At 64.2% G+C, this 22427-nt stretch carries 20 protein-coding genes; 17 read left to right on the top strand and 3 right to left on the bottom strand.

What is annotated here, in order from left to right:
• The first annotated feature begins 68 nt into the window (after positions 1 to 68).
• From FAZ97_RS28100 to denD, 10 genes are all read left to right on the top strand, one after another.
• The gene (locus tag FAZ97_RS28100) at positions 69 to 1373 is read left to right on the top strand and encodes a CitMHS family transporter (RefSeq protein ID WP_158761952.1); all 1305 of its coding nucleotides are present in this window, start codon (positions 69 to 71) and stop codon (positions 1371 to 1373) included.
• 18 nt (positions 1374 to 1391) lie between these two features.
• Positions 1392 to 2765 (top strand): acyclic terpene utilization AtuA family protein, encoded by a 1374-nt coding sequence (locus FAZ97_RS28095; RefSeq protein ID WP_158761950.1) that lies wholly within the window; start codon positions 1392 to 1394, stop codon positions 2763 to 2765.
• Positions 2752 to 3066 (top strand): AtuA-related protein, encoded by a 315-nt coding sequence (locus FAZ97_RS28090; protein ID WP_158761948.1) that lies wholly within the window; start codon positions 2752 to 2754, stop codon positions 3064 to 3066. Before FAZ97_RS28095 ends, FAZ97_RS28090 begins: the two co-directional genes overlap by 14 nt.
• Positions 3067 to 3204: 138 nt before the next feature.
• Positions 3205 to 3909 (top strand): FadR/GntR family transcriptional regulator, encoded by a 705-nt coding sequence (locus FAZ97_RS28085; protein WP_158761946.1) that lies wholly within the window; start codon positions 3205 to 3207, stop codon positions 3907 to 3909.
• A 76-nt stretch (positions 3910 to 3985) separates the two neighbouring features.
• Positions 3986 to 4876, top strand: a complete 891-nt coding sequence (ltnD, locus tag FAZ97_RS28080; protein ID WP_158761945.1) for an L-threonate dehydrogenase — start codon at positions 3986 to 3988, stop codon at positions 4874 to 4876.
• A gap of 28 nt (positions 4877 to 4904) precedes the next feature.
• Positions 4905 to 6221 (top strand): 3-oxo-tetronate kinase, encoded by a 1317-nt coding sequence (gene otnK, locus FAZ97_RS28075; RefSeq protein WP_158762454.1) that lies wholly within the window; start codon positions 4905 to 4907, stop codon positions 6219 to 6221.
• A complete protein-coding gene (gene otnC / locus FAZ97_RS28070; protein ID WP_158761943.1) occupies positions 6218 to 6874 on the top strand; it encodes a 3-oxo-tetronate 4-phosphate decarboxylase in 657 nt (218 codons plus the stop codon). Before otnK ends, otnC begins: the two co-directional genes overlap by 4 nt.
• Positions 6875 to 7008: 134 nt before the next feature.
• Complete coding sequence (locus FAZ97_RS28065; protein WP_158761941.1) at positions 7009 to 8346, top strand: MFS transporter; 1338 nt, start codon at positions 7009 to 7011, stop codon at positions 8344 to 8346.
• Between the two features lie 26 nt (positions 8347 to 8372).
• Positions 8373 to 9161, top strand: coding sequence for a 2-oxo-tetronate isomerase (gene otnI / locus FAZ97_RS28060; protein ID WP_158761939.1), 789 nt, complete (start codon positions 8373 to 8375; stop codon positions 9159 to 9161).
• Positions 9162 to 9197: 36 nt separating this feature from the next.
• Positions 9198 to 10187 (top strand): D-erythronate dehydrogenase, encoded by a 990-nt coding sequence (gene denD / locus FAZ97_RS28055; RefSeq protein WP_158761938.1) that lies wholly within the window; start codon positions 9198 to 9200, stop codon positions 10185 to 10187.
• Between the two features lie 80 nt (positions 10188 to 10267).
• On the opposite strand, the gene FAZ97_RS28050 is transcribed toward denD, so the two are convergent.
• Entirely contained in the window at positions 10268 to 12001 is a 1734-nt protein-coding gene (locus FAZ97_RS28050) for an alpha-keto acid decarboxylase family protein (RefSeq protein WP_158761936.1), read from the bottom strand.
• 358 nt (positions 12002 to 12359) lie between these two features.
• On the opposite strand from FAZ97_RS28050, the gene FAZ97_RS28045 reads away from it, so the two are divergent.
• The 6 genes from FAZ97_RS28045 (at position 12360) to FAZ97_RS28020 (ending at position 19484) form a co-directional block, all read left to right on the top strand.
• The gene (locus FAZ97_RS28045; RefSeq protein ID WP_158761934.1) at positions 12360 to 13037 is read left to right on the top strand and encodes a heavy metal response regulator transcription factor; all 678 of its coding nucleotides are present in this window, start codon (positions 12360 to 12362) and stop codon (positions 13035 to 13037) included.
• On the top strand, positions 13034 to 14440 hold the full coding sequence (locus tag FAZ97_RS28040; RefSeq protein ID WP_158761933.1) for a heavy metal sensor histidine kinase: 1407 nt from the start codon (positions 13034 to 13036) through the stop codon (positions 14438 to 14440). The genes FAZ97_RS28045 and FAZ97_RS28040 overlap by 4 nt, the downstream gene beginning before the upstream one ends.
• A gap of 148 nt (positions 14441 to 14588) precedes the next feature.
• Positions 14589 to 14876 carry a hypothetical protein gene (locus FAZ97_RS28035; protein ID WP_158761931.1) on the top strand — a complete coding sequence of 96 codons (288 nt, stop codon included), beginning with the start codon at positions 14589 to 14591 and terminating at the stop codon, positions 14874 to 14876.
• A gap of 1 nt (position 14877) precedes the next feature.
• Positions 14878 to 15930 (top strand): multidrug transporter subunit MdtN, encoded by a 1053-nt coding sequence (gene mdtN / locus FAZ97_RS28030; protein WP_158761930.1) that lies wholly within the window; start codon positions 14878 to 14880, stop codon positions 15928 to 15930.
• A complete protein-coding gene (locus FAZ97_RS28025; protein WP_158761928.1) occupies positions 15911 to 17914 on the top strand; it encodes an FUSC family protein in 2004 nt (667 codons plus the stop codon). Before mdtN ends, FAZ97_RS28025 begins: the two co-directional genes overlap by 20 nt.
• Positions 17901 to 19484, top strand: a complete 1584-nt coding sequence (locus tag FAZ97_RS28020) for a TolC family protein (protein ID WP_158761927.1) — start codon at positions 17901 to 17903, stop codon at positions 19482 to 19484. Before FAZ97_RS28025 ends, FAZ97_RS28020 begins: the two co-directional genes overlap by 14 nt.
• A gap of 29 nt (positions 19485 to 19513) precedes the next feature.
• Here FAZ97_RS28020 and FAZ97_RS28015 read toward each other — a convergent pair whose 3' ends face one another.
• Positions 19514 to 19867, bottom strand: coding sequence for a DUF4148 domain-containing protein (locus FAZ97_RS28015; protein ID WP_158761925.1), 354 nt, complete (start codon positions 19865 to 19867; stop codon positions 19514 to 19516).
• Positions 19868 to 20212: 345 nt separating this feature from the next.
• Between FAZ97_RS28015 and FAZ97_RS28010 the strand changes: the two genes are divergently transcribed.
• Entirely contained in the window at positions 20213 to 20992 is a 780-nt protein-coding gene (locus tag FAZ97_RS28010; RefSeq protein WP_158761924.1) for an alpha/beta hydrolase, read from the top strand.
• 408 nt (positions 20993 to 21400) lie between these two features.
• Here FAZ97_RS28010 and FAZ97_RS28005 read toward each other — a convergent pair whose 3' ends face one another.
• The gene (locus FAZ97_RS28005) at positions 21401 to 22384 is read right to left on the bottom strand and encodes a zinc-ribbon domain-containing protein (RefSeq protein ID WP_158761922.1); all 984 of its coding nucleotides are present in this window, start codon (positions 22382 to 22384) and stop codon (positions 21401 to 21403) included.
• Positions 22385 to 22427 lie beyond the last annotated feature (43 nt).

Here is a 22427-nt window from a genome sequence, read left to right as displayed (position 1 = left end):
TTCAATTGTGTTATTGCAGCGCCGAACTTACGCTGGTCCGCACTAAAAGACAAGACTGGAGACACAACATGCTGCCTTTGCTGGGGCTCGTCACGATCGTGGTGCTGCTGGCCGCGATTCTTTCAAAACGCATGTCGCCGCTCGTCGCGCTCATCATCGTGCCGATCGCCGCGTCGCTGATCGGCGGGTTCGGCTTGCAAACAAGCAAGTTCGTCATCGACGGCTTGAAGAGCCTGGCGCCCGTCGTCGGCATGTTCGTGTTCGCGATTCTCTATTTCGGCACGATCACGGACGCGGGCACGCTCGATCCGATCATCGACCGCATTTTGCGCACGGTCGGCACCAAGCCGACGCGTATCGTGATGGGCACGACGCTGCTCGCGCTGCTCATACACCTGGACGGCTCGGGTGCCGTGTGCTTTCTCGTCACGATCCCCGCGATGCTGCCGCTGTACGAGCGTCTGAACATGGACAAGCGCGTGCTCGCGGCGGCCGTTTCGATGGCGGCGGGCATCAACTTCCTGCCATGGACGGGGCCGATGATCCGCGCCTCGGCGTCGCTGCATCTGCCGATTTCCGCGCTTTTCAATCCGCTGATTCCGGTGCAGGCAATCGGCCTCGTATTCGTGTTCAGCATGGCGTGGTGGCTCGGTTGGCGCGAGGAAAAGCGCCTCGGCTATTCGTCCGCGAGCGGCGCTGTGCCGGTGCCCAAACGCGCACTCACGCCGGAGGAACAGGCGCTGCGCCGCCCGAAGAACTTCTGGTTCAACATCGTGCTGACGATCATCGTGCTCGGCACGATGGTCGTGATGGGCGAGAAGATTCCGCCCGCGATCATGTTCATGGTGGGCCTGTGCATTGCGCTGATGGTGAATTACCCGAACGTCGACATGCAGCGCAAGCGCATCGACGCCCACGCGCGCGCCGCGCTGATGATGGCGGGCATTCTGCTTGCAGCGGGCGTGTTCACCGGCATCATGCAGGGCAGCGGCATGCTCAAGGCGATGGCGCAAGCGGCGGTCGGCTTCGTGCCGCCCGCGTCTGCGGGGCAGATTCCGGTTGCGCTTGGCGTGCTGTCGATGCCGCTCTCGATGCTCTTCGACCCCGATTCGTTTTATTTCGGCGTGCTACCCGTTATCGCCGAAGTGGCGTCGCAGCTCGGCGTGCCGGCGGTGCACATCGGGCAGGCCGCGCTGCTGGGCCAGATGACCACCGGTTTTCCTGTGAGCCCGCTCACGCCCGCGACGTTTCTTGTCGTCGGCCTGTGTGGCATCGATCTCGCGGACCATCAGAAGTTCACGTTTCCGCTCCTGTTCGGCGCGTCGATCGTCATGACGATCGCGTGCGTCGTGCTGGGCGTGTTTGCGCTGTAATCAGGAGTTGTTGACGTCATGAACCAGACCGAATCATCAAAGCGCGTACGGATAGGCGCGGGCGCGGGCTACTCGGGCGACCGTATCGAGCCCGCTGTCGAACTCGCGGAGCACGGCGCGCTGGACTATCTCGTGTTCGAATGCCTAGCGGAACGCACGGTCGCGATCGCACAGCAGACGCGTCGTCATCATCCGGATCTCGGCTACGACCCGCTGCTCGAAGCGCGCATGCGCGCGGTCCTGCCGGCCGCCGTGAAAAATCGCGTGCGCATCATTTCGAACATGGGCGCCGCCAATCCGCGCGCGGCGGCGATCAAGACCGCGCAGATCGCGCAGGAGCTCGGCCTGACCGGACTCAAAATTGCTGCCGTCACCGGCGACGATGTGCTCGACGTTGTCCTGCAATCCCAACTGCGCTTCGAAGAGTCGGGCGACGATGTTGGCGACTACACGGACCGGATCGTTTCGGCGAATGCGTATCTCGGCGCGGCGCCGATTGTCGAAGCGATCGCGGCGGGCGCGGATATCGTGCTGACTGGGCGCGTTGCTGATCCGTCGTTGTTCACGGCGCCGCTCATTCACGAGTTCGGCTGGCGTATGGACGACTGGAACACGCTCGGGCAAGCGACGGTCGTCGGCCATTTGCTCGAATGCGCAGGGCAGGTGACGGGCGGCTACTTCGCCGATCCCGGCATCAAGGATGTGGCGAATCTCGCGCGGCTAGGCTTTCCTATCGGCGAAGTGAGCGCCGATGGGAGTGTCGTCGTAACGAAGGTGCCGCATGCGGGCGGGCGCGTGACCGAGGCGACATGCAAGGAGCAATTGCTCTACGAGATTCACGATCCACAACGCTATTTACAGCCCGATGTCGTCGCGGACTTTTCCGCGGTTCGTGTCGTGGAGGAGGCGCCAGACCGCGTGAGCGTGACAGGCGGACGTGGCAGCGCTCGCACCGGCACGCTGAAGGTGTCGGTCGCCTATGTCGACGGCTACATCGGAGAGGGGCAGATTTCCTATGGGGGGCCGGGCGCGGTCGAGCGTGCGCGGCTCGCGCTCGACATCGTACGGGAGCGCCTGGCGATCACGGGCGTCGACACGCGCGAACTGCGCTTCGACCTGATCGGCGTGAACGCGCTCTACGGCGACGCCCTCGCGGCACATCACGGCGAGCCGTACGAGGTGCGTGTTCGCGTGGCGGGGCGCACGGCCAACGCAAAAGAAGCGGCACGCATCGGCAACGAGGTCGAAACGCTTTACACCAACGGACCGGCGGGCGGCGGGGGCGTCACCAAATCGACTCGCGAGGTGCTCGCCTTGCAATCCGTGCTCCTGCCGCGCGAGCAGGCGATTCCGGCTTTTCAATTTGTCGAGGCAAGCGATGAAACTGCGTGAACTGGCTCATGGCCGCACCGGCGACAAAGGCAATACGCTGAACATTTCGGTGATCTGCTATGACGCGAAGCATTACGCCCATCTGCGCGACGTCCTGACGCCGGAGCGCGTCAAGGCTCATCTCGCCGACGTGGTTAAAGGGGACGTCGTCCGTTACGAACTGCCGCTTCTGGGCGCATTCAATTTTGTGCTCGGCAATGCGCTCGGCGGAGGCGTCACGCGGTCGCTGGCGCTCGACGCGCACGGCAAGTCGATGAGCATGGCGCTGCTCGATATCGAAGTGGACGAGCTACCCGAATAAGTGGAAGGGGGCGCCTTTAGAGAAACGGGCCGCCTCCCTTTGAAACAGCCTCCGGCAAGCATATCAAGGGTTCACCCTGGTGCCTTCTCATGCCTCAAAATTTGTATGATGACCCGATGACATGGTGAATCTGATGATATGTTCGAGAAAATTCCCACGAGGGCGCTGAGCGACACCGTCGCGCAACAGCTGCTCGCACAGATCGACAAGGGCACGTTCGCGCGCGGCGGCAAGCTGCCGACGGAAGCCGTACTCGCTCAGGAGTTCGGCGTCAGCCGCACGGTGATCCGCGAGGCCATTTCGCGTTTGAAGAACGAAGGCGTGGTCGAGCCGCGCCAGGGCAGCGGCGTCTACGTATCGGCGCATGGCGCGATCCGGCCGCTGCGCATCGACTATGCGGAAGCGATGGAAGGCGGCTCGGTGCTGCAGATTCTCGCGGTGCGCCGGGCAATCGAAGCCGAAGTCGCGGCGGAAGCCGCGATGCGCCGCACCGACGCCGACATGATGGTCATCGACGCCGCGCTCAAGCGGATCGATGAAGCCGTCGCCGAGGGCCGCGACGGCGTTGCGGAAGACGTCGCGTTTCACCGCGCGATTGCCACCGTGACGGGCAATCCGTACTTCCTCAAGACGCTGACGTTTCTCAATCAGTACCTCGAAGCGGGCACGGTCGTCACGCGCCGCAACGAGGCGTTGCGCGAAGACTTCTCGCGTCAGGTGCGCGACGAACACGCGGCAATCGCCGCGGCGATCCGCGCAGGCGACCCGATGGCCGCGCGCAACGCCGCGCAAACCCACATGTACAACGCGGCGCGCCGTTTGGCCGAAGCCGGGATCTGCTGAATTCGCAGACACATTTCGCAGACGCATTCGCTCGCGCCATGCGCGGCGCGTCTGCACTGTTCGTAGAGGAAAGGTTATGTCGAGAAATGTCGGAGTGATCGGTCTGGGCGCGATGGGCATGGGTGTCGCGCGTTCGCTGCTGCGCGGCGGCTTCAACGTCCATGCGTGCGACGTGCGGCGCGAAGTGCTCGATCAGTTCGTAGCCGATGGCGGGACGGCCTGCGCGAATCCCGCCGAGCTTGGCGCGCAGTGCGATGTGGTCGTGACGCTCGTCGTGAATGCAGCGCAAACGGAAACGGTGCTGTTCGGCGAGCAGGGCGCGGTCAAGTCGATGGAGCCGGGCGACGTGGTGATTGCGTGCGCAACGGTTGCACCGGACTTCGCAGTCGACCTGGGTCGTCGCGTCGAAGCGGCCGGTCTGCACATGCTCGATGCGCCCGTGTCGGGCGGCGCGGCGCGCGCTGCTTCGGGCGAAATGACCATGATGACGTCCGGGCCCGCTGCCGCCTATGCCGCGTGCGAAGACGTGCTCGCCGCGATGGCGGGCAAGGTGTACCGGCTGGGCGAGCAGCACGGCGCGGGCTCGAAGGTGAAGATCATCAACCAGTTGCTCGCGGGCGTGCACATCGCCGCCGCTGCCGAGGCGATGGCGCTGGGTCTGCGCGAAGGCGTCGATCCCGACGCGCTCTACGACGTGATCACGCACAGCGCCGGCAACTCGTGGATGTTCGAAAACCGCGTGCCACATATTCTCAACGGCGACTACACGCCGCTGTCCGCCGTCGACATTTTCGTCAAGGATCTCGGCCTCGTGCTCGATACCGCGCGACGCTCGAAGTTTCCGCTGCCGCTCTCGGCGGCTGCGCACCAGATGTTCATGATGGCCTCGACGGCGGGTCACGGCGGCGAGGACGATTCCGCCGTCATCAAGATTTTTCCCGGCATCGACGTGCCGGCGAAGCGATAAGCGGGAAGGGCGCCACGACATGACGAACATGAAGGCCTCCGCCAGCAAGCCGCTGCTCGGCTGCATCGCTGACGATTTCACGGGCGCGACCGATCTCGCGAACATGCTGGTGCGCGGCGGCATGCGCACCGTTCAGACGATTGGCGTGCCCGGCACCGACACGCGCATCGAAGCCGACGCGCTCGTGGTCGCGCTGAAGTCGCGCACGATCGACGCCGCCGACGCCGTGGCGCAGTCGCTGGCTGCGCTCGGATGGCTGCGCGCGCAAGGCTGCCGCCAGTTCTTCTTCAAGTACTGCTCGACCTTCGATTCGACGGATAAAGGCAACATCGGCCCCGTGGCCGACGCGCTCCTCGACGCGCTCTCGACCCTCGAAGGCGGCGCGCCGTTCACGATCGCTTGCCCCGCGTTTCCGGAAAACGGCCGCACGATTTATCGCGGGCATCTGTTCGTCGGCGACGTGCTGCTGAACGAATCGGGCATGGAGCATCATCCGCTTACGCCGATGACGGACGCAAACCTCGTGCGCGTGCTGCAGCGGCAGACGCGCTCGAAAGTCGGCCTCGTGCGTTACGACGCAGTGGCGCAAGGCGCGCAAGCAGTGCGCGCATCGATCGACGCGTTGCGCGCCGACGGCGTGCGTATGGCGATTGCCGATGCGGTTTCGGACGCCGATCTCTACACGCTCGGCGAAGCGTGCGCGGACTTGCCGCTGATCACCGGCGGCTCGGGCGTCGCGCTCGGTTTGCCCGCGAATTTCCGTCGCGCCGGTTTGCTCGCCAATGCCGCCGACGCAGGCGAGCTGCCGCATATCGAAGGCGCGTCGGCGGTACTCGCGGGCAGTGCGTCGAAGGCGACGAATGCCCAGGTGGCCGCCTGGCGCGAAACGCGTCCCGCGTTCCGCGTCGATCCGCTCGCGGCGGCGCGTGGCGAGCCTGTCGTCGAACACGCGCTGGCCTTTGCGCGCGAACACATGAGCGCAGCGCAGCCGCAGCCCGTGCTGATCTACGCAACCGCGTCGCCCGACGAAGTGAAGGCGACACAGCGCGAACTCGGCGTGGCACACGCGGGCGAGCTGGTCGAACGCACGCTCGCATCGATTGCGCGGGGTCTGCGCGATCTCGGCGTGTGCAAGTTCGTCGTTGCCGGTGGCGAAACGTCGGGCGCGGTGGTGCAAGCGCTCGACGTCGACATGCTGCGCATCGGCAAGCAGATCGATCCGGGCGTGCCCGCAACCGCCTCGATCGGCGGGCAGCCGCTTGCGCTCGCGCTCAAGTCCGGCAACTTCGGCGCGGTCGACTTCTTCGCGAAAGCGCTGCGTCAGCTCGACGGGGGCGCGCAATGACCGCCGCCATTCACACGAGCGGCGAAGCGAAGGTCCGCGAAGAAATCTGCGTCACGGGCGCGAGCCTGTACGCGCGCGGCTACACGGTCGGCAGCGCGGGCAATATCAGCGCGCGGCTCGACGACGGCTGGCTCATCACGCCGACCGATGCCTGCCTCGGCCGGCTCGATCCCGCCGAGATCGCGAAGGTCGATCTCGATGGCAACGCGGTTTCCGGCGGCAAGCCGTCGAAAACGCTGGCACTGCATCGCGGCGTGTACGAGCGCAACCGCGAAGTGCGCGGCATCGTGCACACGCATTCGACGCATCTCGTCGCGCTGACGCTTGCGGGCGTCTGGAGCGACGCCGACGTGCTGCCGCCCATCACACCGTACTACGTGATGAAAGTCGGCCACATTCCGCTGATTCGCTACCGGCGTCCGGGCGATCCGCAAGTCGCGCAACAAATCGCCGCGCTGGCCGAAAGCGTGCGCGGCGTATTGCTCGAACGGCTCGGGCCGGTCGTTTGGGAGCGGTCCGTTTCGCAGGCTTCGTACGTGATCGAAGAGCTGGAAGAGACGGCGCGCTTGTGGCTGATGACTAACCCGCGTCCCGCGCCGCTCGACGAGACCGCGCTAGACGAGTTGCGCACGGTGTTCGGCGCGCGCTGGTAGCGCGTTCGAGCCCATCGAGCTTTCCGCGCACCCAGGCGCACGCTCCGTATCACCTACCTTAGACAGAAAGCCGGAGGGCTGTCCGCCACAAAGCGGGCGGCCCAAAACCAGCGCCACCCAGAAGGAGACAACGCATGACAAGCTATCAGGCGGCATCCGTTCGCCCTGCATCCGCCGCAGCAGCAGCAGGGCAACCCGGCGCAGCCGAAATCGAACGCACCTATGGCAAGGTGTTCTGGCGCATCGTGCCGTTTTTGATGCTGTGCTATGTGGTCGCGTATCTGGACCGCGTCAACGTGGGCTTTGCGAAGCTGCAGATGTCGCAGGACCTCGCGTTCAGCGAGACCGTGTTCGGACTCGGCGCGGGTGTGTTCTTCGTCGGCTACTTTCTCTTCGAACTGCCCAGCAACATCCTGATGCACAAGCTTGGCGCACGCATCTGGATTGCGCGCATCATGATCACGTGGGGCTTGCTTTCCGCCGTGTTCGTATTTGTTCGGACTCCAACGCAGTTCTACGTGCTACGCTTCCTGCTCGGTCTCGCCGAAGCCGGGTTCTATCCGGGCGTCATTCTGTACCTCACCTACTGGTTCCCGTCGCATCGCCGTGCGAAGATCATCGCGGTGTTCATGTCGGCGATTCCGGTTTCGGGCATTTTCGGCAATCCGTTGTCCGGCTGGATCATGCAGACCTTCGATTCCCATCACGGTTTCGCAGGCTGGCAATGGATGTTCTTGATCGAAGCGGTGCCCGCCATCGCCATCGGTATCGCGACGATCCTGTATCTCGACAACGGCATTGCCAGCGCGAAATGGCTGACGTCGCGCGAAAAGCAACTGCTCGCCGACGAAATCGCCGCGCAACCGCAGGAAGAGGCGAAGGCGCATTCGCTCGGCGCGGTGTTTCGCGACCCGCGCACGTGGTGGATGTCGCTGATCTATTTCGCGTTCGTTACGGGCCAGTACGGGCTCACGTTCTGGATGCCGACGCTCGTGAAGTCGACCGGCGTGACGGGCGCGTTCGAAATCGGCCTGCTGAGCGCGATTCCGTTTCTCGTCGCCATCGTCGTGATGAACATCATGGGCCACAGCGCGGACAAGCGCCGCGAGCGTCGCTGGCATCTGATCGGGCCGGCGCTCGCGGGCGCGGTCGGCTTCACGGTCGCGGCTTCGTTCGCGAACAACACGGCCGTGTCGATCGTGTTTCTCTCGATCGCGGCAGCGGGCGTGCTGACCTGCGCGCCGCTCTTCTGGTCGCTGCCCACGGCGTTCATGTCCGGCGCGACGGCCGCTGCGGGTATCGCGATCATCAATTCGATCGGCAATCTGGCGGGCTTCGCAAGCCCGTACATGATCGGCTATCTTAAGGATCTCACGCACAGCACGCAGTCCGGCATGTACGTGCTGGCCGCCATGCTCGTGATCGGCGCGCTCGCCGTCTGGCTGACGCCCGCGCGGCTCGTGAACCGCTAAACACGCGTATTTAAGGAGTTGCTTCGATGCCACGCTTCGCCGCCAATCTGTCGATGATGTACAACGAGCACGCGTTCCTCGATCGTTTCGCCGCCGCCGCGCGCGACGGTTTCGAGGCCGTGGAGTTTCTGTTCCCTTATGAGTTTCCGGCCGCCGATATCAGGGCGCGGCTGACTGAAAACGGCCTCACGCAGGCGCTTTTCAACGCGCCGCCGGGCGACTGGGCAGCGGGCGAGCGCGGCATCGCGTCGTTGCCGGGCCGCGAAGACGAGTTTTGCCGCAGCGTCGAGACGGCGCTCGACTACGCGCGCGTGCTCGGCAACGACAAGCTGCATGTGATGGCCGGCTTGATCAAGCCGGAGCAATCGCGCGCCGCGCACCGCGACGTGTATCTGAAGAACCTCGCGTATGCGGCGAAGGTCGCTCAGGCGGACGGCATCACCGTCGTCATCGAGCCGATCAATACGCGCGACATTCCCGGCTTCTTTCTGAACCGGCAAGACGACGCGCAGGCGATCTGCGCGGAAGTCGGCGCGCCGAACCTGAAAGTGCAGTTCGATCTCTACCACTGCCAGATCGTTGAAGGCGATCTCGCCGTCAAGCTCAAGCGCGACATGAAGGGCATCGGGCATATCCAGATTGCGGGTGTGCCCGAGCGGCACGAACCGGATATCGGCGAAGTGAACTACCCATATCTGTTCTCGCTGATCGACAAACTTGGCTACGACGGCTGGATCGGCTGCGAATACCGGCCGCGCGCGGGCACGTCGGAAGGGCTTGGATGGATCCGGCCGTATGTGAAGGCGCGCGCCTGAGCGCATTCGACAGACACACTGAGGAACAACAGGAACATGAAAGTACTGATCACGGGCGGAGCGGGATTTCTCGGCCAGCGTCTCGCGCGCGAACTGCTGGCTCGCGGCGAACTGAGGGGCGCGAATGGACAGCGCGAGCCGATCACCGAACTGGTATTGCTTGACGTCGTCGCGGCGCCGGGACCGAACGATGAGCGCGTGCGTGTCGAAGTCGGCGACATTGCCGAGCGTAGCGTGCTCGAACGTCTGATCGACGACAGGACGGCGGCGATTTTCCATCTCGCCGCGATCGTCAGCGGCCAGGCGGAAGCGGATTTCGATCTCGGCATGCGCATCAATCTCGACGCGTCGCGCTTGCTGCTCGACGTGTGCCGCGAGCGCCGGCATCGGCCGCGCGTCGTGTTCACGAGTTCAGTCGCCGTGTATGGCGGCGATCTGCCCGATGTCGTGCTCGATGAAACCGCATTGAATCCGCAGTCGTCGTATGGTGCACAAAAGGCTGTTGCGGAGTTGCTGCTCAACGACTTCTCGCGGCGCGGTTTCGTCGATGGCCGCGTGCTGCGCCTGCCGACCATCAGCGTGCGGCCGGGCAAGCCGAATGCGGCGGCGTCCTCATTTGCCAGCGGCATCATTCGCGAGCCGTTGAACGGTCAGCCGGCGGTGTGCCCGGTGAGCGGTTCGACGCGGCTGTGGCTGCTGTCGCCTCGCAAGGCGATCGAATGCCTGATCGCGGGCGGCGAGATCGACGGCGCGGCGCTCGGCAACCGGCGCACGGTGAATCTGCCGGGCGTGTCGGTGACGGTCGACGAAATGATCGCCGCACTGCGCGAAGTGGCGGGCGAGGCTGTGGCGGCGCGGATCGAATGGAAGGCGGACGAGCGTGTCGAGAAGATCGTCGGCAGCTGGCCCGCGCGATGGGACATCGCGCGCGCGACGCAGCTTGGACTGCAAGGCGATGCGTCGTTCAAGGACATCGTCCGCGCGTTCGTCGACGATGAACTCGGTGGGAAGATTCCGCAGCATTGATTGCGAGCGCGCTTGTTGCGCGAGAAATAACACACGCCGCCATCGCAGACCTGAGGCTTTGCGAGGCGGCGTTCTGCTATTTAGCTCTGCGATGCGCTGGTCCGGAGCTGAAGATTCTCGCGGTGCTGCGGGCCGCGTGGGCCGTAGTCGAGCTCGGCTCCCAGATTGCTGCTACGCGTAATCGCCGCGGGCGCGTCGCACGGGTCCATGATCGATTCGACGAAAACCAGTTTGTCGTTCGGCGCGGCGAGGGCGGCTTGCAGATCCCCGCAGGTCCTCGCCACGAACGACTGCACGGATGCGCCGGGACGGAGCACTTTCGGCAGGTCGGCGTAAGACCAGTTCGCAATGTCGTTGTATGGTTCGGTCTTGCCGAGGTAGCCGCGTTCGATCGTGTAGCCGCCATTGTTGATCAGCAGGATCGCCGGCTTGTGATCGTGGTGCAGAATGGTCGACAACTCCTGGGCCGTGACCTGGAACGAACCATCGCCGATGAGCAGCACGTGGCGGCGCTCGGGCGCTGCCGTCAGCGCGCCGAGCAGGGCGCCGACTGAATAGCCAATCGATCCCCAGTTGATCGATCCGATGAAGGTGCAGCCCGGCGGAAGCCGCAGCCCGAGCAGGGAAAACGACGTGCCGTTGTCGACATACAGGACGTCTCCGGGCTTCAGGTAGTCCTGAACGGCCTTCCAGTAGGCCGCTTGCGTCAACTTCGCGGCAGCCTCGACGTGCGTGCGGGCCGCTGGTGCATCAACCGGACGTTGAACACGGGCTGCAACCTGCGGCACGGTCTCGATCACGCCGCGCAGCACTTCCTTGAGCGTCACCGCCTGATAGTTCTCTTCGCCGATGTCCACGGCGTGCGCACGCGCGTGGATCGTGCCGGCGGGCAGCATTGCCGTGAAATCGCCCGTGGTCACCTCGATCGGCCGGTAGCCGACAGCGAGCAAACAGTCGCTGCTCTCGATCGTCTCGCATACACCAGGCTCGCTGCCTTTGCCACCATAGATGCCGACGTACTGCGGGTGCGACTCGTCGATCACGCCCTTGGCGGCGTTGATTACCGCAAGCGGCGCCTGCAGCTTTTCCGCCAGCGCGACGAGTTCGGGAACAACGCCGAACCGGTCGGCGTCCGTATCCACCAGAATCGCCGGTGACCTGGCGGCGGACAAGTGTTGCGCGAGCGCGGCGATGCACGACTGCAGCCGTTCCGGATCGCTGGGAACGTGGGCGAGAACGAGCGGGGCAACCGGCACTTCGATCTCGAGATACGCGATATCCGACGGCAGTTCCATGTAGACGGGGAGCTTTTCGCGCCAGGCCGTGAGGATCAGCCGGTCGATCTCGACCACGGCGTTGCGCGGCGTGATCCGCGCCTGGGCCACGGTCACCGGCGCATAGGCGCGCAGGAAGTGGTCGAAGTTGCCGTCAGCCATGGTGTGATGCATGCCGAGGCCGCGATCGACGGAGCGCAGCGGGATCGAACCGCTGATGCAGATGACCGGAACATGCTCGGCATACGCGCCTGCCACGCCGTTGAGCGCGCTTAGGGCGCCGACGCCGTTCGTGACGAGTAGTGCGCCCAGTCCGTTCAGCCGCGCATAGCCGTCCGCCGCATAGGAGGAAGTCAATTCACCCGTGGTGCCGACCCATTCCAGTACGCCGCTATCGTGGAGTTGCTGCAGCAACGTGAGGTTGTAGTCGCCCGGCACGCCAAACAAATGACGAATACCGGCTTCCCCCAGGCGGCGAAGGAGGAAGTCGCCAATCGTCATACGTTGGGTGGATTTGGCCGTGCTTTGCGTGATTTCCATGGAGGATTCCTAAGTTGAGTCATTGGAGGAATGTGCGGTACCGATGTTGAATCGCACTCCGCGAAAAGCAGGCGCTTATCCTGGCTATGGTTTTTTACCGCCAGCAGCCCGATGCGTAATTCGGTTTGCGGTACGACGGATTCAGAGTCTAGGCGCCCGGCAAAAACAGTAGCGTGACTGAGTCATTACAAAAAAATATCAGGGAAGGGACGCGCTGCGCTTCGTCATTTCTTTGTAATGATTGGGTAACAGTCCTGTTGGCGCACACTGCTTAGACTGCCATTACGCCTGAGTGGTATAAGGGCGCAAACGAGCACAGAATCAGTGACACGCCCATATAGTGCAGGGATCGGACGCCATGAAAATCCTCGTCATCGAAGACGAAGCCAAGACCAGCGAGTACATCCAGAACGGCTTGACGGAAGCCGGCTACGTGGTGGACGTGGCCACGAACGGCATCGACGGCTTGCACCTCGCGCAGGAGATGGGCTACGACCTGATCCTGCTCGACGTGATGATGCCGGAGATGGACGGCTGGACCGTCATGAAGAAGCTCGGCGCGCGCACCAAAACCCCGGTGCTGTTTCTGAGCGCGCGCGGTACGCTCGAAGACCGGCTGAAGGGCCTCGATCTCGGCGCCGACGATTATCTCGTCAAGCCTTTCTCGTTTGCCGAGTTGCTCGCGCGCATCCGCATCATATTGCGGCGCGGTCAGCCGCAAAAGCAGGATGAACAGGTCTTCGAGGTCGGGGATCTGCGCGTCGATGTGCCGAAACGGCGCGTCGACCGGGGCGGCGTGCGCATTACGCTGACCAACAAGGAATTCAACCTGCTGGCGTTTTTTCTGGAGCACCAGGCTCAGGTGCTGTCGCGCGCCCTGATCGCTTCGCGCGTATGGGACATGAATTTCGACAGCGACAGCAACGTGGTCGATGTAGCGGTGCGCCGGTTGCGGCAGAAGATCGACGACCCGTTCCCCGTTCGCCTGATTCATACGATACATGGCGTGGGATACCGTTTCGAGTACGAAGCATGAAGCGGCTTTCGCTCACCACGCGCCTTGCGTTGTTATACGCACTCATCGTATTTACGGCGATGGCGCTGCTCGGCACCTTGCTGTACCGCGGCCTGGAGCGGCAACTGATGGTGCGCGACGACGCGGCGCTGGTAACGCGGGTGGACCAGCTGCGCACGCTCATGAACGACGTCGACGTGCGCGAGCTGATTCGGGACAAGCCTCATCTCTTCGCGAACATGCTCGGCAATACGGAATCGTTGCTGATCGTGGGCTTTCCGGGTGAGGCGCCGCTCATTACGGTGAATCCGGGCCGCAGGGCGGTGCCGGACGTGACGCCTGTGCCAGTGAACCTGCCGCTCACGCTCGGCGCTGTTCACCATACGCTCGCGGCCGATGGCACGCCGTTCATCTACGTCGCCGCTACGGCGCACGACGCAGCCGGCAAGCAGGATCTGCAGATTCTCTCCGGCCGCTTGCTGACCGAACGCACGCAATTGCTGCGGGCCTACCGCAACCAGATACTGCTATTCGCCTCCGCAGGCGCGACCATCGTCGCGTTGCTCGCGTTTGTCCTCGCGCGCCGCAACATGCAGCCGTTGCGCGTGCTCGCTGCGCAAACCGGGGCCATCGGCATCAGCACGCTGTCGACGCGCATCGAGCAGCGCGCCGCGCCCCCCGAGCTCGACGCCCTGATCGCGGCATTCAACGGCATGCTCGACCGGCTCGAACGCGGCTTCACGCAGTTAAAACAGGTGTCGGCAGACATGGCGCACGACCTGCGCACGCCAATTGGCAATCTGCTGGGTCAGACCGAAGTCGGCTTGAACCAGACCCGCGACACCGCGTATTACCAGCGGCTGCTTGGCTCGAATTACGAGGAATTGCAACGCCTGTCGAAGATGATCGACAACATGCTTTTTCTTGCGCGCACCGAGCAGGCCGATAACGCCATCGAGCGCAAGGCGTTACCGCTCGCCGTGGAATTCGAGCGTATGCAGGAGTACTTCGAAGGTCTCGCGGAGGACCGCAACGTGAGCCTCGAGTGGCGTGGCGAGGGCGACGTGTGCGCGGATCCGGATCTGCTGCGCCGTGCGCTGGGGAATCTGCTTGCGAACGCCTTGCGCTATGCGGAACCGGGCACGGCAATCTCGACCATGGCGGATCAGGGTCCGGAGGCCACGACGCTCCATGTCGAGAATCGCGGACCGACGATCGAGCCGCATCATCTCGAACGGATTTTCGATCGCTTCTACCGGGCCGATCCGTCGCGCCATCGCTCGTCGGAGTCGAGCGGGCTCGGGCTTTCGATCGTGCGTAGCATCATGCAACTGCACGGCGGGACGTGGCACGCCTCGAGCAGCAATGGCGTGACGCGCTTTACGCTCGTGTTCCCGCGCCAGCGCGAGCGGAGAAACCCGTAGGCCGCCTCAAGGGCGGCAGGGCGCTAAACCGCGCTATGATGGGCTGCCTTGAATTGGGAATGCGGGACGCAACCCATCGGTGCGCGTATGGGTTGTTCGTACGAGTGGAATTCAGCAGTTATTCCAGTCACGAAGCGTTGAATAAGCGATGAAACAACGTACATGGCCCAGAAGCGCTGTCGTTTGTTCATTCCTGGCTTTCATGCCGCTTGCGGGTTGCGTGGCCCGCGGTGCGCCGTCCTGGTCGCTCTTCGGGGCGTACTTTCCGTACTGGCTCGTGAGCGCCGTGATCGGCATCGTGGGCGCGATCGTCGCGCATCGCGTGTTCGTCGGGACCGGCTGGGTTCGCCAGGTGCCTTACCAGCTTTCTGTGTGCACCGCGATCGGCATCGTCGTCGGGGTGCTCGCGTGGTTGTGGGGAACGGGGCAGCTCTGACATGAAAATGGCCGGCCAGACTCCTCGACACACATGGAAGGGGCGCGCGATCGCCGCCGTGATCATTGTGCTCGGCGTGGCGGCGCTCTGGTATGCGTACGATCGCTCATCGCGCTATCCGTCCACCGACGACGCGTCCATCGACGCGGACGTCGTCCACGTCGCGTCCCCCGTGGGCGGCCGGATCCTCCGCGTTCCCGTGGAGGAGAACCAGCATGTCTCGAAGGGCGACGTGCTGTTTGAAATCGACCCGGTGCCGTACCGGCTCGGCGTCGCGCAGGCGCAGGCCGAAGTGGAACTGGCGCGCGCCTCGCTTGCCACGCGCCGCCGCACGCTGATCGGCGAGACCTCGAACGCGACTATCGCAGCCGACCAGACCCGCCGCGCGACGCACAACTACGACCTCGCGACGCGCAGCGTCGACCGCCTGAGGCCACTCGCCGCGCAGGGCTATGTGTCAGCGCAGCAGCTCGACCAGGCGGTCGTGGCGCAGCGCGACGCGAGCGTCTCGCTCGCGCAGGCGCAGGTGCAACAGCGCTCTTCTGCGCAGACCATCGGCGACGACGCCGACGCCATCGCGGCGCTGCACGCACGCGAGGCGGCGCTCGCGATCGCCCAGCGCGCGCTCGACGACACGGTCGTGCGCGCGCCGTTCGACGGCTACGTGACGGGCCTCACGATCCTCGCAGGCGAGACGGTCGCGCCAAACCAGTCCATCTTCACGCTGATTCATTCGGGCGAATGGTTCGCCGTGGCGAATTTCCGCGAGACAGCGCTTGGCGCGATCGAGGTGGGCGATTGCGCAACCGTGTACTCGATGATCGACCGCAAACAGCCGATGAGCGGCAAGGTCATCGGCATCGGCGCCGGGATCCTGGACACGGATCGCGTGAACCTGCCGCGCAGCCTGCCGTATGTGCAGCAGTCGGTGAACTGGGTGCGCGTGGCTCAACGCTTCCCGGTTCGCGTGCGCATCGACGCGCCGGTCAACAGACTGGTGCGCATCGGCGCCAGCGCGATCGTCGAGGTCCGGCATGGCCAGTCTTGCCGGTGACATCAGGCGGCCCGGTCCGCGCGAAATCGCGAAGCTGCTCGCGCCGTTCCCGGGGCGCGCCGCGATCGTCACGCGCATTGCGCTGATCTGCGCGCTCACGGTGCTCGTGACGACCGGCTATGCCACGCCCGATGCCGCGACTTCCGTGTATATCGTGTTCTTCCTGAACCGGCCCGACCGTATGACGAGCATCGTCATGTCGTTCGCCTTGATGCTGATCGTGACCGTGATCATCGGAATCGTGATGATCTTCGCCATCCTGACCATCGATCAGCCGCCGCTGCGGGTTGCCAGCATGGCGGTGCTATCGTTCGGACTGCTATTCGCGACTTCCGCGAGCAAGCTTCGGCCTATCGGCGCGATCCTTGCGATGATCGTCGGCTTCGGGCTTGACGAGCTAGGTCTCGCGCCAGTCGGCGAAGCGGCCACGCGCGGCCTGCTGTACGCGTGGCTCATGGTGGCGATTCCGATTGGCGTGGCGATCGTCGTGAACCTCGTGATCGCGCCGTCGCCGCGCCGGCTCGCCACCGCGCAGCTTGCGCGGCGATTGAGGCTCGCAGCGCGCCGCCTCACGAACACGACATCCGACGAGGAGCGCGCCGCATTCGAAAGCTGCATCCGGGAGGGAGACCACCAGATCCTCTCGTGGCTCAAGCTTTCGAAGCTCGAAGGCACGTTGAAACCCGCCGATGCTGCACCGCTGCGCCAGGCAGCGGCGTCCACGACGGCGATCCTCGTCGCAACGGAATTCGCCGCGGGCGAACCTGGCGCGCGCCTGCCCGATGCATGCGCGGCGCAGCTTGGCGAAACGATGATGCAGATGGCCGCGATGCTCGAAGCGGGCGGCTACCCCGTGGATGTCACGCTCGACGTGCCGGATATGCCGGAGGGGACCGCGCTACAGGCGCTCGTGCTCGCAGACCTGCGCGCCGCGCTGGAGGGCTTCGCTGTGCCGCCCGCAGCGCCGCTTCCCGCCCCTGAGAAAACCACCGGGCCGGCCGCCCGCAGCGGCTTTTTCGACACCGATGCGTTTTCGAATCCCGATCACGTCCGCTACGCGCTGAAGACCACGGCGGCGGCGATGTTCTGCTACGTGCTGTATCAGCAGCTCGACTGGCAGGGCATCCATACGTGCTTCATTACCTGCTATATGGTCTCGCTCAACACCACGGCCGAAACCGTCGAGAAGTCGACATTGCGGATCGCGGGCTGCCTCGTCGGCGCTTTGCTCGGTACGGCGGCGATCGTGTTCGTGACTCCTCGCCTAACCTCGGCGGGCGAGCTGATGGCGCTGGTGTTCGCGGGCGCGTGGCTCGCGGCATGGGTAGCGATGGGATCGGCACGGATCTCGTATGCGGGCATGCAGATCGCGTTCGCCTTCTTCCTGTGCGTGATCCAGGGCGCGGCGCCCGCGTTCGACCTCACGCTCGCACGCGATCGCGTGATCGGCATCCTGATCGGCAACGTCGTGATCTATCTGGTCTTCACGCGCGTCTGGCCCGTGAGCATCGCGAGCCGCATCGATGCAACGCTCAAAGCGCTCGTCGCGCAGTGGACCCGCATCGCGCACGCAACGGACGCCCGCACGCGCAGCGCGCTCGCGGGCGGCGCACTGGCCCAATATGGCGGGCTGCGCCAGGATCTCGGCCTGATTCACTATGAGCCTTCGTGGGTGCGCCCCGAGCCGGAGTGGGTGGCAAGCCGGCGCCGTGCGCTCGCGGAGCTCGAGGCGCTGGAGGCGCCGCTGGTGCTCGCGGCAGGGCAGGCGGGTGCAGCGCGGCTCGGTGAAATCGCCCAACGTCTGGCGGCTGGCGACGATACGCACGCGCAAGCCCCACAGCATGCCGCCGAGGTAGCGCAGGGCCGCACTGCCGACCCCGCTCTCGATGCGCTCCAGAATGTCATCGCAAAGCGCTTCGGACAGATCGCCGACATGACGCGTCCAGCATCGGCCAAGGAGACGACGACCGATGCGCGCCCCTGAAGCAACGCCCCGGCTCATTGCACTGGCCGCCGCGCTGGTTGCCGCATGGGTTATTTCGGATCTCACGGGCTGCGCGACCTCGTCGATCGATCTCGCGCCACCCGCGGCGGACCGACCGTGGCAGCCGCAGACGGACGGCGACGGCAACATCCTGCCAGGGTCGCCGCGCAGCGCGAGCGACGCGGCGCAGGTCGGCTACACGCTGCCGCGCAGCGCCGCGCTGGCCTCGATCGAACCCGCCGCGGCGCTCGATGCGAACCACGCTTACACGCTGCCCGAACTGATCGATCTCGCGGAGTCCACGAACCCGCTCACGCGCATCGCATGGAACGACGCGCGCAATGCAGCGCTCGCGGCGGGCGTTGCGAAGACCGCCTATTTGCCGCAGCTCACCGCGACCGCCATGGGCGGATACGAGGCGGCGAGCGGCGCGACATCGACGCCGCTGCTCGGCAACACATCGACCAGCTCGAACATTCACGGCACCGTTTCGGTGATCTCGCTGCAATGGCTGCTATTCGATTTCGGCGGCAGGCACGCGCGGCTCGACGCAGCGAAGCAGCTTTCCGTGGCGGCGAACGTCGCGTTCACATCGGTTCATCAGCACGTGATCCACGACGTGAGCATCGCGTACTACACCTATGAAGCCGCCAGCGCCAGGGAGCATACCGCGCAGCAAGCGCTCGACAATGCGGACCGCATTCTCAGCGCCGCGCGCGCGCGACGAAAGCAGGGCGTGGGCACGGTGGTCGAAGTCGCGCAGGCCACGCAGAACCGCGCACAAGCCAATCTGCTGAAGGTGCAGGCCGACGGCGCCGTGAGCGACAGCTATCTGAGCCTCGTCTCCGCGCTCGGCATTTCGCCGTTGTCGAAACCGGTGGTCGCTCCGTTGCCGGCGCGCACGCTCACGCCGGCGCTGCACCAGAGCGTCGACGAAATCGTCGCGGATGCGATTGCGCGGCGGCCGGACGTGCAGGGCGCCTACGCGCTGGAGCAGGCCAACCAGGCGAAGATCCGCGCGGCCGAATCGGCGTTCATGCCGAAGATATTCCTCTCGGCCACGGCCGCGTACGGCACCGGCACGACGTCGATCACGGCGATTCCCCCGGTTGGCGATCAGGCCGCCACAGTGAACCTGAACGGGAGCCGGCGCAGCGGCAGCATCTTCCTTGGCGTCACGATTCCGCTATACGACGGCGGCTTGCGTTCCGCCGTGCTGATGCAGGCGCGCAACGACGCGGACAGTGCCTCTGCGCAATTGACTCACACGAGGCAGGAAGCCGTTAGGCAGATCGTTGCCGCGCAGAACGGGCTTTCGACGAGCCTCGCATCGAACGACGCCGCGAAGGCGCTGGTCGAAGCCGCGCAGACAACTTACGACGCAGCATTCACCGCGTACCGGCACGGCGTCGGCACGATTACCGACGCGCTCCTCACGCAGAACCAGCTGCTCGCCGCGCAGAACGCGTATGCGGACAGCTACAGCGCCGCGCTTTCCGCCGCCGCGACGCTTGCTTTGGCGACGGGCGAGATCGGTGCGCCGCCGCTGGAGGGCGCACCGTCTCAGTAGGACCACTGAAGGGCGGTGCGCCCGCCGGCTCAACTACCAAAAAAGACCGTGCAAAAGCTGGCCGGGCCAACACACTCGGAAGGTGCAGGCATACGCGTACGTGAACCCGCGGCCGAGGTGCTCGCCATCGGCACGCCACCCATATCGGTTTGCGCAGAACTTTGCGCATATTGGCCGGCTGCGACCTTGGCCTCGGCTGCCTGAATGTCAGCCGGATAGTTGATGTCGTCGCCGCGGCCCGGGCTGTATCCGGCTTGCTCGACGCGCACGAGGTCCGCACGGACTTCGGCGCGGGTGAGGGGTTGGGTGGACTGCGCGAAGCTATATGCCGGAACGACGACGGCGGAGGCAGCAACCAGAACGCTGAGAAGAAGCTTGGACATGATCAATACTCCTATATATCTGTCAATCAGATGAGTCGAGAAAGAAAAGCCGCAGCATCGACTGTGCGTGGACGCGAAGACAGGCTTAGGAAAGAACAACTTGAAACTTGACTAAGCGAGGCAAAGCGTTACTGCGTGGTTGCAGTGTAGGGAGGCGCCTCCATCGGCAGGGTTACCGAGTCGTTACAAGAAAATAACAAGCCTTCCGTCCCTTTGAACCGACTCACCGATGCAGCGGCGTCATTTTTTCGTAATAAGTGGGTAACGCTCTCGTTCGAGGCGGCTTTTTAGACTGGCCATGTTGTTAATCGCCTGGTCCACTTCACGTTATTCCAAGGAGCCGCAATGTCTTACCCCACTTTCCGTTCCGCCATTGCACACGCAGCAGCTGCGCTTTGTCTGGTTGCTGGCGCCGTTACGACCGCGCAGGCCGCGCCCATCAAGAACGTCGTCCTCGTGCACGGCGCCTTCGTGGGTGGTGCCGGATGGCGTCCGGTGTACGACATTCTCACGAAGGACGGATACAACGTGACGCTCGTGCAAGAGCCGCTGACGTCATTCAAGGACGACGTGACGGCGACCAAGCGCGTCGTCGATAGCCTCGACGGCCCGTGCGTGCTCGTCGGCCATAGCTATGGCGGCGCCATCATTACCGAAGCGGGCAACGACGATCACGTGAAGTCGCTTGTGTACATTGCCGCTCATGCGCTCGATGTCGGTGAAACCGAAGTCTCGAATGGCAAGCTTTATCCGAACGCGACGCCTCACGGGGACATCGTGAAAACGGCGGACGACTATCTTTATCTGAATCCGGCCGACTATCCGCGGGATTTCGCGGCCGACCTTCCGATCGCGCAGGCTGAATTCGAAGCTCATGAGCAAATGCCGACTGCAGCTGGCGTATTTGCTTCGCAGATCGCTGATCCGGCCTGGAAGATCAAACCGACGTTTTATATGGTCGCGAAGGCGGACAAGATCATCAACCCAGACCTCGAGCGCATGTACGCGAAGCGCGCTCACGCCCAGACGGTTGAAGTCGATGGCGCCAGCCATTCGGTGTATGAGTCGCATCCGAAGGAAGTGGCTACGCTCATTGAGCAGGCGGCTCAGCAACAGGGGGAGTAATGGTTTCGCTGGTTGGCCTCAAGCCGTCCTTGAGGCCAACCCGGCGGCGCGAGAGATAGGCCGGTCTGTACTCGCGCCGTCGGCGAATGCCGCAATGCAGTTCGATGCTCACGCGTGAGACGCTGCGAGGGGCATTCGTACATGCGTGTATTGTTTTACATAATATAATTTATCGCATTTTTAGGTGTAGCAGCTATATCCTAATGTCGTGTTCTGGCCATTTACAGGTGTCGTGTTTTTGACCGCTGGCATGCTGGTCGGCTCGTGCGAACTGCGGAGCCAGCCATGCGACCAGGCGAACTGGTGACACTGACGATGCGAGAGCTTGACCGACTCAAGGCGATCCAGGCAGTGACCGAGACGGGTTTAAAGCCCGGTCCATGGCCCCGGGTGGCCGTTGCCGGATGCTCAAATCAGGATCGGCACGCTGCCCTTCCCGCGCCTTTTCTGTCTGGCATGACGGCGGCGTTCCCACGCGCATTCCGGACACCAACTGCCGCGCCAGACACTGTTGACCGTCGCGTGCCAGGCGTGCCCTTTTTCGCACAACCACTCGATCTTGCCGTGTGGGCCCGGATAAACCGTTGACAGGCATTCGCCGCCGCGCGATCGCGCGAGTGCCTGCATCTGTTCAATCGTGCGCGTGCGGGCCTTGACCGCACACAGATGGCACCACTGCCCGCTGCTGACACGAGACCATGGCGCAAGCCAGGTATGGCCCTGTGCGCACTGCCATTGCACGGGTGTTTCCTTGTCGACATACGCGGACAGGCAGCGGCCGCCGCGTTCGGCCGCTGCGCGCTCGAGTGTCTGCTGTCGCGGCTTGATACTCTCGAAATGGCAGGTGCGGCACCATTCGCCACGGACCACGTGCTCGAGGCTGGCCTCCCATGTATGGCCTGAGCCGCAGCGCCAGCGCAGTTTCTCCTGGACACTTCGGTAACGACGCGAAAGACACCGCCCGCCGCGCTCCGCGGCAATGGCGCGTGCGTCGGCGAGCGAATAGATGATCCTGCGATCGTAGAAGCAGTCGCTGCACCAGTGTCCGAGCCGCAAGCCGTGGACGAGCATTTCGAAATGATGCCCGGTCGCACATCTGAACAGGAATGGAACCTTGAAGCCTTCGTAACACTGCGACAGGCATTCACCACCCCAGGCCCGTGCCAAGGCGCGCACGCCGGCAAATGTCTGCTCGCGGTATTCCGGCAGGGTGAGCCCGGCTCGTTGTGGCAGCGTCGAGAGAGCCTGCCACACGCCTTGACGGATGGCGGCCGGAATCTTGTCGGATATGGCCGAAGAACTCACCGCGTAGCCTTCACTGTGGCGGGCATGGCCAATCCTGCGATCCAGGACGTCAAGTTCATCGACAAGCGCTGGCAGCGAATTCTTCATTGGCGTTGCCATCTGCCTGAAGCGCATTGACCGGACCGGTCCA

It is taken from the genome of Paraburkholderia acidiphila, from assembly GCF_009789655.1.
Classification (GTDB): domain Bacteria; phylum Pseudomonadota; class Gammaproteobacteria; order Burkholderiales; family Burkholderiaceae; genus Paraburkholderia; species Paraburkholderia acidiphila.
Note: the sequence above shows the minus strand (reverse complement) of the source record. Positions and strands in the feature narration are given on the sequence as shown.

Coding starts and splice junctions, on each gene's coding strand:
- FAZ97_RS28100 (WP_158761952.1), top strand. CDS start 69: ATGCTGCCTTTGCTGGGGCTCGTCACGATCGTGGTGCTGCTGGCCGCG.
- FAZ97_RS28095 (WP_158761950.1), top strand. CDS start 1,392: ATGAACCAGACCGAATCATCAAAGCGCGTACGGATAGGCGCGGGCGCG.
- FAZ97_RS28090 (WP_158761948.1), top strand. CDS start 2,752: ATGAAACTGCGTGAACTGGCTCATGGCCGCACCGGCGACAAAGGCAAT.
- FAZ97_RS28085 (WP_158761946.1), top strand. CDS start 3,205: ATGTTCGAGAAAATTCCCACGAGGGCGCTGAGCGACACCGTCGCGCAA.
- ltnD (WP_158761945.1), top strand. CDS start 3,986: ATGTCGAGAAATGTCGGAGTGATCGGTCTGGGCGCGATGGGCATGGGT.
- otnK (WP_158762454.1), top strand. CDS start 4,905: ATGAAGGCCTCCGCCAGCAAGCCGCTGCTCGGCTGCATCGCTGACGAT.
- otnC (WP_158761943.1), top strand. CDS start 6,218: ATGACCGCCGCCATTCACACGAGCGGCGAAGCGAAGGTCCGCGAAGAA.
- FAZ97_RS28065 (WP_158761941.1), top strand. CDS start 7,009: ATGACAAGCTATCAGGCGGCATCCGTTCGCCCTGCATCCGCCGCAGCA.
- otnI (WP_158761939.1), top strand. CDS start 8,373: ATGCCACGCTTCGCCGCCAATCTGTCGATGATGTACAACGAGCACGCG.
- denD (WP_158761938.1), top strand. CDS start 9,198: ATGAAAGTACTGATCACGGGCGGAGCGGGATTTCTCGGCCAGCGTCTC.
- FAZ97_RS28050 (WP_158761936.1), bottom strand. CDS start 12,001: ATGGAAATCACGCAAAGCACGGCCAAATCCACCCAACGTATGACGATT.
- FAZ97_RS28045 (WP_158761934.1), top strand. CDS start 12,360: ATGAAAATCCTCGTCATCGAAGACGAAGCCAAGACCAGCGAGTACATC.
- FAZ97_RS28040 (WP_158761933.1), top strand. CDS start 13,034: ATGAAGCGGCTTTCGCTCACCACGCGCCTTGCGTTGTTATACGCACTC.
- FAZ97_RS28035 (WP_158761931.1), top strand. CDS start 14,589: ATGAAACAACGTACATGGCCCAGAAGCGCTGTCGTTTGTTCATTCCTG.
- mdtN (WP_158761930.1), top strand. CDS start 14,878: ATGAAAATGGCCGGCCAGACTCCTCGACACACATGGAAGGGGCGCGCG.
- FAZ97_RS28025 (WP_158761928.1), top strand. CDS start 15,911: ATGGCCAGTCTTGCCGGTGACATCAGGCGGCCCGGTCCGCGCGAAATC.
- FAZ97_RS28020 (WP_158761927.1), top strand. CDS start 17,901: ATGCGCGCCCCTGAAGCAACGCCCCGGCTCATTGCACTGGCCGCCGCG.
- FAZ97_RS28015 (WP_158761925.1), bottom strand. CDS start 19,867: ATGTCCAAGCTTCTTCTCAGCGTTCTGGTTGCTGCCTCCGCCGTCGTC.
- FAZ97_RS28010 (WP_158761924.1), top strand. CDS start 20,213: ATGTCTTACCCCACTTTCCGTTCCGCCATTGCACACGCAGCAGCTGCG.
- FAZ97_RS28005 (WP_158761922.1), bottom strand. CDS start 22,384: ATGAAGAATTCGCTGCCAGCGCTTGTCGATGAACTTGACGTCCTGGAT.